Source organism: Danxiaibacter flavus (assembly GCF_041060425.1).
GTDB classification, from domain to species: Bacteria; Bacteroidota; Bacteroidia; order Chitinophagales; family Chitinophagaceae; genus Danxiaibacter; species Danxiaibacter flavus.
The window spans coordinates 174,252-189,620 of sequence record NZ_JAULBC010000002.1 but is presented as its reverse complement, the minus strand read 5'-3'; the positions used below and the strand labels follow the sequence as shown (position 1 = coordinate 189,620).

Here is a 15,369-nt window from a genome sequence, read left to right as displayed (position 1 = left end):
ATGTCTCTTGTCGTGCCGATGACAGATTTTATAACAGTTATAATTTTTCCCGTAGGGAATTAAGCTCAATAGAAGTGGTCGAATCGGGAACCCCATAGCCCGTTAGGGCTTTAACCAACGAAAGGGTTAATGTCCTACGGACAAAAGAAGCATAAATTATTTGGCTTTTCTATTGAGCTTAAAGCCCTATGGGCTATCACACCAGGCTTACTGTCATTACCTTTTTGATTGTGGTTAACCAAATTTTCCGGTCGACATGAGTTCAATCTTAATCAGTCTAACTAAAGCAATCAAATAAATAATTTTGTCTTAACTAAACGACATTGTATTTCTATTTGTCTTTTGTTTATATCCTCGTTCGATGAGCGTTAATATTTTATGTACGGCGCTTATCGAACGCGGATATTGCTATCGCAATTTTATTGGTCCGGGGCCATTGTTGTTTCCCAGCCCGGTTTTACTTAAGCTATAAGTAAAACTCAACAGTACAAATCGTTTGAGTGTATTAGCACGAACATCTTCAATATAATTCTGATTGCTTGTACGGCTTACACTTACATTCCGGTTTAATATATCATTTATTTTCAGCTTAAGTTCGCCGCGATTGAACTTTAAAAACAGCCTGCTTACAGAGGCATTCCATAAGGGCACATTTGCATTGAAACCAGCAGATAAGCGATTGTTTACTGTATAACTGAAATCAGTATTAAAATTAAACTTAGCAGGTAACTGCCAGCTATATTCAGCTTCATACAATTGTGAAAAGTAACGGGTATTTGATGACGGTTGCAGAGAGTAAGCGGTATAATTATAACTGATGCCGCCATTTACAGAGAAGAATATTTTTTCTGTTGGATTAATATCGAAAGCCAATCGGGGCCCGGCACTAAATGTGCTAATGGTATTTTTTTCACCATTGATAAACTGCGGACCTCTGTTGTAACCGAGGCTGCTCCCAACTCTCATCGTTCCTTTAATAAAACGCACCGGCAGTCCGAGGTCAATGTTACCTGTGAGATTATATACACCGTTCACATTTACCGGCCTGGTTGTTTTTACGCCATTGGCATAAAGGGAATCATAATTTACAATCTTGTCATCCGTTCTCATCAGATTAAAGAACGCAAACAGGTTTTTGTTCGCAAATGGATTTACGCCCATATAGTTGATCTGTAACAAGTGAATAAATTCCTGTTTCAGATCGGGATTACCGTATTTGATATTCAGACGGTCGCTGATATCAGGAACCGGTTGTAACTGCGATATGGAAGGAGGATTGGTAAGAGAGCGGTAACTAAGTATAAGATTCTTGTTTTTTGTAAAGTTGTACTGAAAGCGCGCGACGGGTAGGAGGTTAGTGAATGTTTTTGCAAGTAAAGAATCTTTAATGCCGCTAATGATGGTGCCATCCAGCTGTGCACGTTGTACTGAAAAACCAATAGCATAATTAAATTTCTTTTTTTGCACGCGCAGTCGAAGCCCGGCATTCATAAATCCATAACTGTTGCTAAACTCATTGCTTAAAGAATCATTGAGATGTTCGTATTTACCACTTGTTTGATCATAGTCATATGTGGCTTTGTTAGAAGCGCTTTTTGTATGACCGCCACCCGCGCTAAACTCCAGGATTGACCGGCGTGACAGAGGTTCTGTATATACAACTTTAACTGTGTAACCCGATAAATTGCCTGCAGTGTTTATATGTTGATTGATGGAATCGTTCCGGTAGCCGGTACCTGCTCCATCAAAAAAATTACTAAGGGAGAGCAAAGCTTCATCGCCCTGGCTATTGTTAAATGAGGTTTGCATATTAACTGAAAACGTCCGTCCTTTTCGTCTGAATTTTTTTCTGAATAAAAGATCACTCTGAAAGTTAAAAGCGTGGCTATTGTTGATTGATTTTGATGCGCCGGTGTTGCTTACGTGGTCGTCTTCTCCATACTGTGCATAATCATTTACAACTTTGTTATTCGTTTGTTGATAGCCAAACTTAGGAGCGAACCTGATCGAGTGGAATGAATCAATAACGTAATCCGCAGCTATGCTGATCCGGTGACTGTTATTAATATTGTCTGTCAAATTGTTTTGCCTGTAGAAGTAAGATGAATCCGGCAGAATGTATTGCCGTTGTATATCTGTCTGTGTCTGAGGGTTATAGTGATTGTAAAAATAACTGCTTGACCAGTCCAGCTTATTACCGATAATATTATTGTAATTTAAGCCACTTCCCCAAATAGTCCGGATGCCCTTATTATCGTTTCCGATTGAGCCTGCATTTTGGTCCTGCTGTGTGAGGTTGATAGTTGCGTTGCCATTTCCATTGCGCATCATACGGCTCAGCTCTCCGCTAAAATTCATGAGATCCATAAAGGAGAATCCTTCGGCGTTGATATTATTGGCCATACCAATAGCTGACATTTGCCGTGCGCCTTTGAATGAATTCAGGTTAAAACGGCCTTCATATCGATCAGCTGTACCACCACCTCCCGTTATTTTTCCAAAGCCTCCTTTCTTCTGATCTTTTTTCAATTTCAGGTTGATGGTCTTTTCACTATTGCCATCATCAAAACCAGTTAACTGCGATTGCTCACTTTGTTTGTCGTATACCTGCACTTTGTCTATCGCATCAGCCGACAGATTCTTTGTTGCCATTTTTGGGTCATTACCAAAAAACTCTTTTCCATCAACAAGCACACGATTCACTGTTTGGCCCTGTGCCTTAACCGTTCCATCTTTATCGACCTGCACGCCGGGCAGCCTTTTTAATAATTGCTCTACGCTGGCATTGGGTTGCGTTTTAAAAGAACCTGCATTGTATTGCACGGTATCACCGACAAGCGTAACAGGTGGAGCTTCACTGGTAACAACCACTTCAGCAAGTGTTGTTTTTTTATCATTAAGTATTATTCGTCCCAAATCAGTATTGGCTCGTTTTCCATCTACAGTGAAAAAGATTGTTTTATTATGGTAAGCTACATGCGTTATCAGCAAACGATATTCGCCAGTTGCAAGATTGCTGATAGAAAATCTTCCCGCCTGGTCCGTCATGCTGAATGAAACCAATGAACTATCCTTTTTTTTCATGATAGTCACCGTGGCGTCCGGGATTATTAGCTTCGATAAAGTATCATACGCTTCGCCTTTGATAACACCATTTTGTGCCGTTGCAGATAAAGTGACAAGTAATAGCAGAAAGCCGGTTAACCAAAATCCTTTCATGACAGGTAAAGTTTTGCGTCTACGAAAGTATTTCTACTCTGTATGAAAGGGGGTTAAGCAGCATTGGATTAATGTTAATGAAAGTTAAGATGATGAGATCTGAATCAAATTGATTTAAAACAGGTTTTTTAATTATGGAAGAGGAGCAATCCCGAAGGGATGAAATTATTATAGAAAGGAATGCACATCTGTATTTAAAACCCCGACGGGGTGGCATTATAAAATGTCACCCCGTCGGGGTTTTGAGAAATAGTTTTTGGCATTTGCTATAATAATTTCATCCCTCCGGGATTTGTTTTTGACGGAAGATCAGCGATAACTATTATCCGGTAAAGATTGCGACTCAATTTATTGAAATTTAGTCCGACAATAATGATATTGAACTATTAGTTAATTCGGACCTTTACTTTCAGCGTTATTAAACTATTTCTTTTGTCTGGTGCACTATAGCCGGTAAGTACCGGGCGTAATCCTTGCTGATATTGCAAACTAACGGAGGCCTGCTTATTGAGGTTGTATTCAATACCTCCAAGCAAGCGATAATCCATTTTCCGGATCGAAATATTATTCTCTACCGGCGGAGGCGCTGCTGTTGGAAGCAGCGTACCCACATCAGCATATACTCTGTTCATATTAAAATCATACGTTTCTGATGCCGTAGATGATTTAGAGCTAATCAACCTTGAAAATTGAACGCCGGCCTGTATCGAAAATTTATCTGAGAGCTGCCATCCTGCAATTATTGGTAAGTCAATATAGTGAAGACGTTTGTAAACAATCTTTTCATTGTACATGCTCACATTGTTGGTTGTATCGTTAACATATACAGTCTTTTCTATACCACTAATGCCGCTGGTCGCGACGGGAGAAAAAATGGCGATGCCTGTAGAAAGATAGAAACGCCGGCCCGTGGCATATTTCAGGTCGAACGTCGGATAGGGTTGCGGCACCTGGTATTTACCCATCGATATATTTAAGCCGGCACCAGCTTGTAAAGTCCATCGCGCTTTATTTTTTACGGTAATCTTTTGCGGAGTCGATGACTTTTCTGCAATAGTGGTTGCTGTGTCCTTATCAGTAATTATTGGAGCGGATTGAGATGTCTTGATAGCAACACGCTGATGATAATCAGCAGTGTCTTTATCATGTAATGAAGTGTTAGTAGTTGCAGTAGCATGATTGTTTTGGATGAGTTGTTGAACAGCCTTGTGAACATCGATTCCCGTTTGCGGCTGCGACGCATGGACGTGCGTTTTTATTTTGTTTGATGGAACGGATGAATTTATTGCGCCACCTTGAATATCATCGGAATGATATTCTGATGCTGTTTTTTTTGCATGAGCTTCTTTCGTATAATTTTCAGCCAAAGGCAAGGAGAACATAACGCATGCAGTGATGAAAAGAAGTGATATAAGGTAAGGCTTGAACAACCTTTTTACAACGGATTTTTTTCCCGGCATGTGTGCATTCAGAAGCGCGGACATTTTATCCCAGCCTTCATCGGCAGAGATAGGCATGTTGCCGTCTTCTTCATTATTAAAAAAATAGTATCGTAGATCTTCACTCATGCTTTGCCATTTTAGGACTGTTTAATTGCATGGATTGTCTTAATCTTTTTCGTGCTTCTGCAAGGTGCCATCTGCTTGTTGTTTCAGAGATGTCAAGATGCAGTGCAATCTCTTTATGTGAAAATCCATCAAATGCAAACAGGTTCAATACTGTTCTTGTAACACCGGGTAATTGCAGTAAATGTTGCATTAATTCTTCATGCTTCCATTGATAATTGAGATGAAAATCTTCATTGCCTTTTTCCTGAACTACATCAATATCGATATGAATCAATCTCATATCTTTTTTGTATTTTCTCAAATAATCAATAGCTGTATTAATGATGATTGTTTTCAGCCACGATTTAAAGTTGCCGAGGCTTTCCTGGTATTTGCCAATGTTTTGAAAGGCTTTAAGGAATGCATCATTTAAAATAGATAGTGCAATGTGTGGGTCCGGCATATAGCGCTGGCATAGCCGGAACATATCTGCATAGTAGTACTTATACAGTTTTTCCTGCGATGGCCGGTGATTGAGGCGGCAATGTTCCAGTATGATATCTAACTCTTCGTTGCTCAATTACGTTGTTTTTTATCCGTTTATGCGGATAGTAATACAAGAGCACTATTTTATTTGATGCGCAGCCTGAAGAAACTGCTGCAACTATAATAATTGCAGCAGTCAGCAACAATTAGTGTTTGAATGAAATTGTTTTTGTGATCTTTTTTGCTGGCACAAGGCTATCGATGTATTTAACCTGTAACATAGTGTCGTTCAGCTTTAACACTTTCCATGAAAGACGTTTTGCCGGGGTTGTAGCACCTAACAGAATAGAATCTTTCGCCAGGTCGTATGACCAGTTACCTTTTGAATAAAACAGTATAGTTGAATCACATTTTGTGGTGCCATCGCTAAACTCATATGAGCCAGTCATTGAGAATGCAAGAGAATCATCGGCCGCACATGCTTTCAAGATGCTGCTGTCTTTAGAACCGTCGCCGGCCTGAGGAACTGTGATGTCTTTTACTTTCCAGCCCTTTTGAGTAAGTGCCTTGATCTGCGCGGGAACTACTTCTTCATTTTTATCTTTTTTACATGCAGCGAAAACCAGTCCGCCCACCATAGCCAATGACAAAAGCTTTACAATGTTTTTGCTTTTCATTACAAGTTGAATTGATGTTAAAGAATAAATCCCGGGATCAATTACTAGTACGAAAGTTGAAACGCAAATGTTGGGAGAGGAAGAAAAAAAATTGAAAATTGAAAAGGGAGAATTGAAAATGAAGGCGGTTTAACCACAGAGGACATAGAGTTGTTTTCACAGAGTAACACTGATTTTAATTGAAAATTGAGAATTAAAAATGGAGACAATTTGCCACAGAGGGACTGAAGCACTGAAAAGACTAAGTTGCGAAAAGAATTGTATTTGAAGTAGGGACTATTATCTGTGCAACTCAGTGAAAAAAACTCTATGTCCTCTGTGGTTTAATAATCTCCAATTGCTTAACTCGCCAAACAAAAATCCCTGGTAAGCGCAAACTCACCAGGGATTCTTCATTTTCCCCGCCTGAATGACTTCAGTCGGGCAGGAATTATCCACTTTCAATTATCAATTAACCTCAAGTCCATCTTTATTTGGCAATTTTGGAAACGCGCCATGTGGTTCGGATTGATACCAGAATACAACGGAAGCAATATCATCCTGCAAAGGCAGGTATCTTCCGCCGCTGCGCCAGCCTAAAGCCTGGATCGTTACCTTCAGATCTTTTTCAAAACGTATAGGATCGGTTATATGCCAGCGGTACATACCGAAGCGTTGTGCAACGTTGTAATGTCCGTCACCGCGAATAACCTGGTGCAGACCTGTATATGGTGAAGAAAACTCAGTGTATTCAGTATTTTCAATACCCGCAGCATTTTTCTTTCTCGTATCAAAATCATAAGAGCCGCAGATATAATCTTCAGTACCAGTGCCGCAGATAGTTGGGTATTGGGTGTCTCCATCCATGAAGAATTTAATCTCGCCTTCGCCCCACCAGCCATTGTTGTGAACGCCCCATGCAAGGTAGGTTCCCACGTATTGGCCTTTGCCTTTAATACCATCAACCAATACATAGTCAGATTTGTAAGGAAGCGGATTTACACGGCGGAATTGTGCGTGGAAATAAGCAGCATCGGTTGGTACTTCAGTTAAGATATAATCAACCTGGTAGTAAAGGATCATATCCTTTTCGTCAATATTCTCCATGGTGATCTTGCATTTTTTGCGGAATGGCATTGGCCAGTAGCAGTTAAATGCACTTCCGGGATTAACGGTTACAGGAAGAGATTGCAGCGATGCGTATTGTCCCCATCCCATGCAAAAGAAATCACCAACAGGCGATTCAACAGACGGCGTTTCTTCGCCATCCCAATAAAAACGAAGAATAGAGTTTCTCCAGTTGCCGGTAGGTGTCATCCAGATATGCTGAATGGAACCTGAGCCGTCAATTTCCGCCAGGGTAAAAGAAGACTTTGCTTTGATAACAACACTGGGGCTGACTTTCCATCCTTGACCCAGGTCGCGCGATGCATTTGCACCAGTGCCGGTTGTCGCCATCCCACCTTTACCTTTTTCGCCATTAAAGTTCTCCGGGCTTATTGAGCGTGTTTTAGCATCTGAAAGTTTGAAGATGTTGCTGAGATTGGATTCAATTCCGTTAAATTTTTGTTGGGCTGACAATGCACTCAAGCATCCGAGAAGGAGTGCAGACAAAACAATTTTTTTCATTTTAGTTGGCGTTTTAAATCGTTTTAGTGATTCTCTAATGTACGGTATAAAGCTCAAAGCCCAAAGCGGAAAACGGTGGTAAGTGGTACGTTATACGTTGTACGTTTTTAGAAGCGAGGGGTTTCACGCGGCGAACGCAACGAGGCAGCGGCGCTGCGAGCTTAATGCCCAAAGCTCAAAGCTTAAAACTGGTGGTAAGTGGTACGTTATACGTTTTACGTTTTTAGAAGCGAGGGGTTTCACGCGGCGAACGCAACGAGGCAGCGGCGCTGCGAGCTTAATGCCCAAAGCTCAAAGCTTAAAACTGGTGGTAAGTGGTACGTTATACGTTTTACGTTTTTTGAAGGGAAGGGTTTCACGCGGCGAACGCAACGAGGCAGCGGCGCTGCGAGCTTAAAGCCCAAAGCTCAAAGCTTAAAACTGGTTATAAGTGGTACGTTATACGTTTCACGTTTTTTGAAGCGAAGGGTTTCACGCGGCGAACGCAACGAGGCAGCGGCGCTGCGAGCTTAAAGCCCAAAGCTTAAAGCTTAAAACTGGTGGTAAGTGGTACGTTATACGTTGTACGTTTTTAGAAGCGAAGGGTTTCACGCAGAAGAGCCTAAAGCCCAAAGCCTAAAGCTTAGAACCGAAGCTCGCGAATGCCTCATGGCTATTCTTTTGAATTTAATTAACGTTTTGTGATCTTAACCTGCGCCTGCGCGTCTTAAAAAACTTTGTGCTTCTTAGAGTTCCTGGTGTCTTCGTGTTTCGCAAGCCTTCGTGCGTCTTTGCGTTTTCGCGTCTTCGTGGCAAAAAGATCGCCGTGTTTCACAGTGTCGCCCTGCCTCCGTGCCCGCCCGTGCCGGATCGGACGGCGTTCCCAAAAAAAATCCCCGGCGCCAGCCGAGGATCTTTCTATATAAAAACTTACTTCTATTAATGATGTGCCGCAGTGGTATCAGCAGCTTTGCTCAAAGAATCTTTTTGTACAGGAGCTTCAGTAACTTTTGGTGCCTCATGTTCATGCCCTTCTTCGTGTGTAGCAGAAACTTCTTCGCTGTCAGTTGAATCGTTAGGGTGTGAATGGTCCTGGGCTCTGCAGCTGAACAATGCAACTGTAACCAGCAATGATAAGCCTAAAAAGATCTTTTTCATAAACGTCAATTTAGAATAAAATAGCTTGTAGTTAATGTATTTTAGGGCGCAAGATAATTATTTCCGCTTTGGAATTTTCTTTAATCTTACTGCACCGTTTTTCAGATAGTTCGCATTAATGTTCACTTCATACCTGTTTTGAGAATCGGTTACGATCATCAAAGCAGCATTTGGCGGAATTTCACCAAGGTTTTCAGCAAACATCACAAGGGTATTATTGGCCGCAACTGAATCCACATTAACATATAAACTAATGGGTGTTCTTGTTTTGAGTTCTTCTCTGTATACGCGGAGTTTACCATTGTAAAAGAGCGAAATGGAATCTTTGTCATATTCGCCATTATCATAGAGATCAATGCGAACAGAGTCATCCACTACATCCAGCTCTTTAAATAATTGGTTGGATCTCTTGATCAGTTCTTTTTCTGCAATGATTTCGTATAATGGTTTGGTCTGATTGATAGTAAGCGGATTGTTAGGTGTCGTTGTTGCTTTGGACATTAAAACCGGCAGGATGGTATCTTGCTTTTCAATCAGCAACGGTTTAGCAGCGATCTGCTCCTTCAACGTCGGTGCATCCTTGGGTTGTTTTACAAATTTGATATTTAGCGGTGCGCAAGTGAATTTGTGAATATCATCAGCTGAAAAGTTTCCCAATAAAATAGTTTCAATTTTTGAGCTTCTGAAAACAAATTCGCCATCCATAAAGCAATCCACCCCATTGGATATATCCGTATTGCCATGATACAATATCGGAATGGTTTTTATTTTCAGCATACGCGTGGAGCTGTTGAAAGTCCCGGTTATTCTGTTGCTGAAATATCCATTGCGAAAAAAGTAATTGAATTCCCCTGTTACTTTTCCGCCATTTTCTTTAATAATGAATTCGCACAAATAGCCGTTGGTAGATGCCGTGATGGCTATATTGCCGATCCCATACCACTTACCGGTGACGGATTGTGCCTGAGAAAAAGTAGCAAAACAAAAAAGTAAGCATAAAATAAGGGGGAAACCACGAAATTTCATGAAGCAAGAGATTTGGGTAAAAGTATCAACAATTATGCAATGATGCAGGCTATTTAAATCTTTTTGTACACACTGTTGTGAGTTACGAGTGGATTTAGGAAAATGTTTTTCACATGGCAGTTTTTTAACAAGCAATAGTGTATAGCTGTCAGCAGTCAGCTATGAGCTGTGAGCAATTAGCGGTGGGTGTCAGGTATCAGGTGTCAGGTGTCAGGTGTGAGGTGTCAGGTGTGAGGCGTAAGGTAGGAATAAGGCTTGACTATTTCTAAATCTAAAATCGGACATTAAATCAGATATTTGTAAATCAGCCATCTACGTCGTACCCGCCCGAACGTGCCGTCGGTACGGGCGGGCATCTAACATTGTACATCGTAAATCTAACATCATACATCGTACATCTCTCTCATCCAATCCTATGATACATCCATCCCGGCATATTTTTCATTATTTGGGCAACAAGCCACCAACGCGAGGGCACGTAAGCCCGCCATTGTTTTCGGCTGATGGCGCGTTCCATTAATGTTGCTGCCTTATTCACCGGTATGACCCAGAAGCGGGCATTTTCCGTAGACTCTTTCGTATTCACAAATCCCGGCTGTATATCGGTGATGTGAATATTTGCTTTTAGCCGCCTGGCTTTCATGTGCAGCCCCTCCATGTACACACTCATAAAAGCTTTACTGGCGCTGTAGGCAGGAGAAAAACTGTTGCCGCGCAGCGATGCGACCGAGGATGTAGCGGCAATGTGCCCATGGCCCTGTTCAATAAAATAGTTGAACATGTAATTTGTCATCTCAATAAACCCTTTTACATTGGTCTCATAAGTATCCTTGTCCTTTTGCCAGTCAAGCTTTTCATTTACGCTGCCAACTCCGGCATTATAGATAAAAAGATCAACACCATTCATTTCTTTTATCAGATTGGATAGATGAGCAATATTTTCATCGCCTTTTACATCAAAGCATGCGGTATGAACATACCCGGGGTATGTATTTTTTATTTCATTCAGCAAATGTTGTCTTCTGCCGGTAATACCTACGATGCAATTTTTGCCAAGATAAATTTCAGCCAAAGCCCTGCCAATACCAGATGTAGCGCCGATGATGATGATCTTTTGCATATGGCAATTTAAAGCGTAAAGCTAAAAGCTCAAAGCGTAAAGCCCAAAGCCTAAAGCTTGAGAAAGGGTATGTTGTTGTCAAATCGCGTATTGATATGAAAATTACGGAGGAGCAAAATCGTCGGCGTCAAATAGTTTTAGGCTTTAAGCTTGCCTATCCTCTTCTTAAATTGGCAATCACCAATCCGGTAATTACTATAACAGAACTGATAACGTGGGTGATGGTAAATTTTTCGTTGAGAATAATAACGGCTTCTATAATGCTGAAAACAGGTATCAGGTTACCAAAGATGGCAGTACGTGCCGCGCCAAGCCTTGCGATGGCCTGGTTCCATAGCATATATGCGGTTACTGATGCACCTGCCCCAATATAGAGGATCACCAGCACAAGATGTGAATCCCATTCAACAGGTGGCGCCTGTTTTGTATCTTTTATATAGAGCGGCACCAGCAAAATAGTACCGAGCAGAAATGTTGTAAAAAGAAATGGAACAGGTGAGATGCCCGCTGGCTTTTTGCGCACCAACACATTATAGATGGCAAATGCTACTGCTGCTATAAGGATCCAGATATCTCCTTTTGAAAACTGAAATGCTACAAGCTTTTGCCAGCTTCCTTCGGAGATAAGAAAGAGGATGCCGATAATACATGTGCATAGTCCCGCGATACGTAATACTGTAATTTTTTCTTTCAGTATGATCGCAGCCAGGACAATAGCAAAAACAGGAGAGGAGGTTGTTCCGATAATAGCCAGGTTGATAGCCGGGGAATAATGTCCTGCGATATAGATAAAAGTATTGTACAGCGTTACACCTATCAATGATATCAAAGCGAAGTAGCCAATGTTTTTGAATATGAGTTCGCGCTGACTTAAAAATTGTTTTATTGCAAATGGCGCGAGTATCACGGTTGCGGTTGACCACCTGAAGAATGCAAGACTGACTGGCGTGATGTGTTTGGCAACACCGCGGGCTACAATAAAGTTGCCTGACCATACTATGGTTGCCAGCACTGCGAGTATAATTCCCAGAGCTTCTTTATGCAATAGAATTTTCCGTGTTAGTTGTTTATAACCTTTCTGCCCGGGTGTATATTCGACTCTTTCTTTTTCCGCAATCATTAGTTGTTACAGTCAGTTGAGTGTTTTTAAGTACGATTTACGAAGTACCTGTTAAGTACGATTTACAAAGTACGAAGTACTTAGATGCGACAGCGAAAGGATTATTTTAAACAGCTTTTATTCAAGAGGCAGCAAGTAATAAAGGAGGCTTCAAACCTCAAACCTCACACCTTTACCTCACACCTCTACCTCACACCCGCCGCATGCTTGTAATGTGCAAAATCCATATCGTAGTCGCCCTTAATTCTTTCAATTGGAGGATTATAATATCCGAATTTTACTTTGGGAAACTCCTCATGAATCAGGTCCATCAATTGCTTAATACCCATCAGTTCTCCCGTTTCTGTAACACCAATTTGCCCGAGATACCAGTCAGGGTCAATGTTGAAATTGCGCCATTGTATCATGGTCAGGTCCGTGTCAATGATCAGTTTGCGCAATGCTTCATATTCTTCTTCGGTATCTGTCATTCCGGGAAATACGAAGTAGTTAATACTCGCCCATCCACCATATTCACGTACTACTTTCAGGCTTTCAATTATATCTTCAAACTGGTAGTTGTTGGGGCGGTAATAAGGCGTATAAATATGTTTGCGTGCAGAGTTGGTACTTACACGAATACTGTTCAAGCCCGCTTCACACAAGGCTCTTACGGCATTGGGCTTAGATCCGTTTGTATTTATGTTAATGCTGCCCTTATCTGTATGTTTACGGATTTCAATAATAGATTCACGTATCGTCTCCCACATTAACAATGGCTCTCCCTCGCAACCCTGACCAAAGCTTACGATCGGGTAGGGTGCATTCATTAAGTGTGGTACGGTGAATTCTACGATCTCTTCGGGTAAGGGTTTAAAAGTAAGCCTGTCTTGTGTTGATACAATTGTTTCTTCTTCCGGTTGAAAAGAAATACAGCCGATACAATTGGCATTACACGCAGGTGAAGAAGGAACAGGACATTCCCATCTGCCCAGCGAAAAGTTTCTTGCTGCAGGGCAATTGTAGGTCATACAGCAATTATCCATCAAATGTTTCACCAGCCTGTTATGCGGGTAAGCTTCCAGCAAGTGTTTGGTGCCCTGTTGTATTTTTTCATCGTCGTATCCCGCGCATTCCTGTCTTATATCGCGTTCTATACGTACAGCGGGAACATAAAATTTATCATTCAGCCAGCCGGCAGCAGTGTAGCAAAACAATGGCAAAGTTGGCGCATCGGGCATGCTTTCGTATGCTGCAATATACAAGCCGGTATGTGCAGGCGGTATAAATGCAGCAACGGCCCAGCCTTTGTCGCACAAACGCATTTCTCCTGTATGAACGTCAATACCAATGCCTCGACGACCAGGCAATTCGTAAAGATTACCACCATCAGGCAACTCAATCCAGTCTTCCACCGGAACGGGATAGGCATCCCAGCCCGCGCGTCCTACAACGTGCAGGGAAGTATCTTCGAAGATATTGCCTTTGCCATCGGAATACAGTATGTATGGAGATTGCGATATTGACATGTTGCTTTATTTGATAATAGTATTGATACCGTTAACCGGCATCAGGATTTTGTGAATTGCGGGAAGATGATCAGGCGTGCTGCTCTTTCAGTTTCCGACTGCAAAATTCGTTAAATTCTTTTTCTAAATCGCCGGAAACATCCGAATCGAGTTCTTTCTGGATTATTTTGTTGTTCCTGAAGTCCAAGGTAATAATCCCATCCTTCAAAACAACATTGGCCAGATCATTCCATTTATATGATTTGGAAGGAAAACTGTTGAATGTCAGGCCTTCACTATCAAAACCAATCTCTTCCGCAAATTTTACCTGTTTCTCAAGCAAAAAAGCAACTCCAAGCAACACAGCGACCAATTTATAAACGCCTGCCTCATACAACCAACCCAACGCGGCAATAACAAGGGGAATTTTATAGGACACATATTCACTTTTGCTGAAAAAGCGCGCATACATCCAGGTAGCAATAAGCAGAATACTGATTATTGCGAAGTAATAACCGAAGGGTTTCGGTGCATAAATAGCGGTGTACACAAACGCGAGCAGAGAAAGAAACAGCATCAGTTGACTGATGAAATTAAAAAGCACCGCATCCGGCCGGCGGAGCGTGATAACATAATCAAACTCTTTCTTCATTAGCTATTGCTTTTTGCCAGCAGGTTACACATTTTCCATAAAATGCGGGCCGCCACATTGGCGTCTTCATTACCTTCTCCAACACCAACTTCCACCAGGTCAAAACCAATGATCTTACGTCCGCTGGCTGTTATTTTTTTGAATAAGTACAGTACCTGTTCGGCCTCAAAACCTCCAAAAACGGGGGTGCCGGTATTGGGGCAGAGTTTGGGATCAAGTCCGTCGATGTCAAAACTGATATAAACTTTTTCAGGAAGATGATCTACAATTTCATCTGCGATATGTTTCCATGTATCTCCCTCGTACTGTCTTTCCTTGATCGTCTGATCAAAATAGGTAATGATCCGGAAATTGCTGTTGCAGATATATTGCCATTCTTCATCGCTATAATCTCTCACGCCAACCTGCACCAGTTTTGATACTTCCGGGATCTGTGAAAGTACATTGTACATGATGGATGCGTGTGAGTAATGAAAGCCTTCGTATGCTTTTCTTAAATCGCAATGCGCATCTATTTGCAAAATGCCAAATGCTCCGTGTTTTTCTGATAATGCTTTAATATAACCAAACGGGGTGCTGTGATCGCCACCGATAATGCCCACAAGTTTACCGTCGTTGATCAGGTCCAGCGTTTGCTCGTACACCCATTTATTCAACAGGCTGGATCCCTCGTTTATTTCCTTTACGCTCTTGCACATGAATTTGTTGCGGGCAACTTCTTCACCTTCGGAAATGTAATCAATGTATAATTCAGCTTCTTTTCTAAGATAATCGCTTTTGAGAAGAACCTTTTTATCTATTTCGCGCATGTAAAAACCGGATTTCCAAAGCTCCGGCGTCTCCGCGTCGAAAATTTCCACCTGTCGTGATGCTTTGAAGATATGTTCGGCACAACGGGCGGTTCCGGCTCCATAGCTAACTGTAACTTCCCAGGGTACCGGTAAAAGGACCACTTTAGAGTCGTCTTCCGAAAATGGAAGCCCGAAGATGTTGTTACGCGGGTTGCCCGCGGCGTTAGGGTCGAATTTCGATAAGTCTGCCATGTCAGTTCTTTTGAAAACGGGCTGCAAGGTACGAGGAAAAAACTAAAATGTTTGTTAGTATGAGGGGTGGGGTATAAGGTATGAGGTTTCAGGTATCAGGAGTGAGGTTTTGGGTTTCAGGAATAAGGAAGAAGGAAGAATGTGTGAGGTTTGAGCATGAGACATCGGTAGTCGGGTACCAGGTTTCAGGAATGAAGCTTGAGACTTGACGAGATTTGCCGGCTTCGTATCAAATCAGAATAGGCTA

At 41.8% G+C, this 15,369-nt stretch carries 12 protein-coding genes; all 12 read right to left on the bottom strand.

All coding sequences use genetic code 11. The annotated features are described in order from the left end of the window. Window positions 1-408: 408 nt before the first annotated feature. Window positions 409-3,219 (bottom strand): outer membrane beta-barrel protein, encoded by a 2,811-nt coding sequence (locus QTN47_RS06490; RefSeq protein WP_369328529.1) that lies wholly within the window; start codon window positions 3,217-3,219, stop codon window positions 409-411. Window positions 3,220-3,605: 386 nt separating this feature from the next. Further along, window positions 3,606-4,787 (bottom strand): porin family protein, encoded by a 1,182-nt coding sequence (locus QTN47_RS06485; RefSeq protein ID WP_369328528.1) that lies wholly within the window; start codon window positions 4,785-4,787, stop codon window positions 3,606-3,608. Then, window positions 4,780-5,346, bottom strand: coding sequence for an RNA polymerase sigma factor (locus QTN47_RS06480; RefSeq protein ID WP_369328527.1), 567 nt, complete (start codon window positions 5,344-5,346; stop codon window positions 4,780-4,782). The genes QTN47_RS06485 and QTN47_RS06480 overlap by 8 nt, the downstream gene beginning before the upstream one ends. Window positions 5,347-5,458: 112 nt before the next feature. Continuing rightward, the gene (locus tag QTN47_RS06475; protein ID WP_369328526.1) at window positions 5,459-5,929 is read right to left on the bottom strand and encodes a hypothetical protein; all 471 of its coding nucleotides are present in this window, start codon (window positions 5,927-5,929) and stop codon (window positions 5,459-5,461) included. A 447-nt stretch (window positions 5,930-6,376) separates the two neighbouring features. Next, complete coding sequence (locus QTN47_RS06470; RefSeq protein ID WP_369328525.1) at window positions 6,377-7,537, bottom strand: glycoside hydrolase family 172 protein; 1,161 nt, start codon at window positions 7,535-7,537, stop codon at window positions 6,377-6,379. Window positions 7,538-8,455: 918 nt separating this feature from the next. Further along, complete coding sequence (locus QTN47_RS06465; protein WP_369328524.1) at window positions 8,456-8,674, bottom strand: hypothetical protein; 219 nt, start codon at window positions 8,672-8,674, stop codon at window positions 8,456-8,458. Window positions 8,675-8,731: 57 nt separating this feature from the next. Then, on the bottom strand, window positions 8,732-9,700 hold the full coding sequence (locus QTN47_RS06460) for a hypothetical protein (RefSeq protein ID WP_369328523.1): 969 nt from the start codon (window positions 9,698-9,700) through the stop codon (window positions 8,732-8,734). 403 nt (window positions 9,701-10,103) lie between these two features. Then, window positions 10,104-10,820 carry an SDR family NAD(P)-dependent oxidoreductase gene (locus QTN47_RS06455; RefSeq protein WP_369328522.1) on the bottom strand — a complete coding sequence of 239 codons (717 nt, stop codon included), beginning with the start codon at window positions 10,818-10,820 and terminating at the stop codon, window positions 10,104-10,106. 154 nt (window positions 10,821-10,974) lie between these two features. Continuing rightward, window positions 10,975-11,940 carry a DMT family transporter gene (locus QTN47_RS06450; RefSeq protein ID WP_369328521.1) on the bottom strand — a complete coding sequence of 322 codons (966 nt, stop codon included), beginning with the start codon at window positions 11,938-11,940 and terminating at the stop codon, window positions 10,975-10,977. Window positions 11,941-12,125: 185 nt separating this feature from the next. Continuing rightward, window positions 12,126-13,448, bottom strand: a complete 1,323-nt coding sequence (locus QTN47_RS06445; protein WP_369328520.1) for a radical SAM family protein — start codon at window positions 13,446-13,448, stop codon at window positions 12,126-12,128. 70 nt (window positions 13,449-13,518) lie between these two features. Next, window positions 13,519-14,079, bottom strand: coding sequence for a hypothetical protein (locus tag QTN47_RS06440; RefSeq protein ID WP_369328519.1), 561 nt, complete (start codon window positions 14,077-14,079; stop codon window positions 13,519-13,521). Beyond that, window positions 14,079-15,122: an agmatinase family protein gene (locus tag QTN47_RS06435; protein ID WP_369328518.1), complete on the bottom strand. Its 1,044-nt coding sequence runs from the start codon at window positions 15,120-15,122 to the stop codon at window positions 14,079-14,081. The genes QTN47_RS06440 and QTN47_RS06435 overlap by 1 nt, the downstream gene beginning before the upstream one ends. Between the last annotated feature and the right edge of the window lie 247 nt (window positions 15,123-15,369).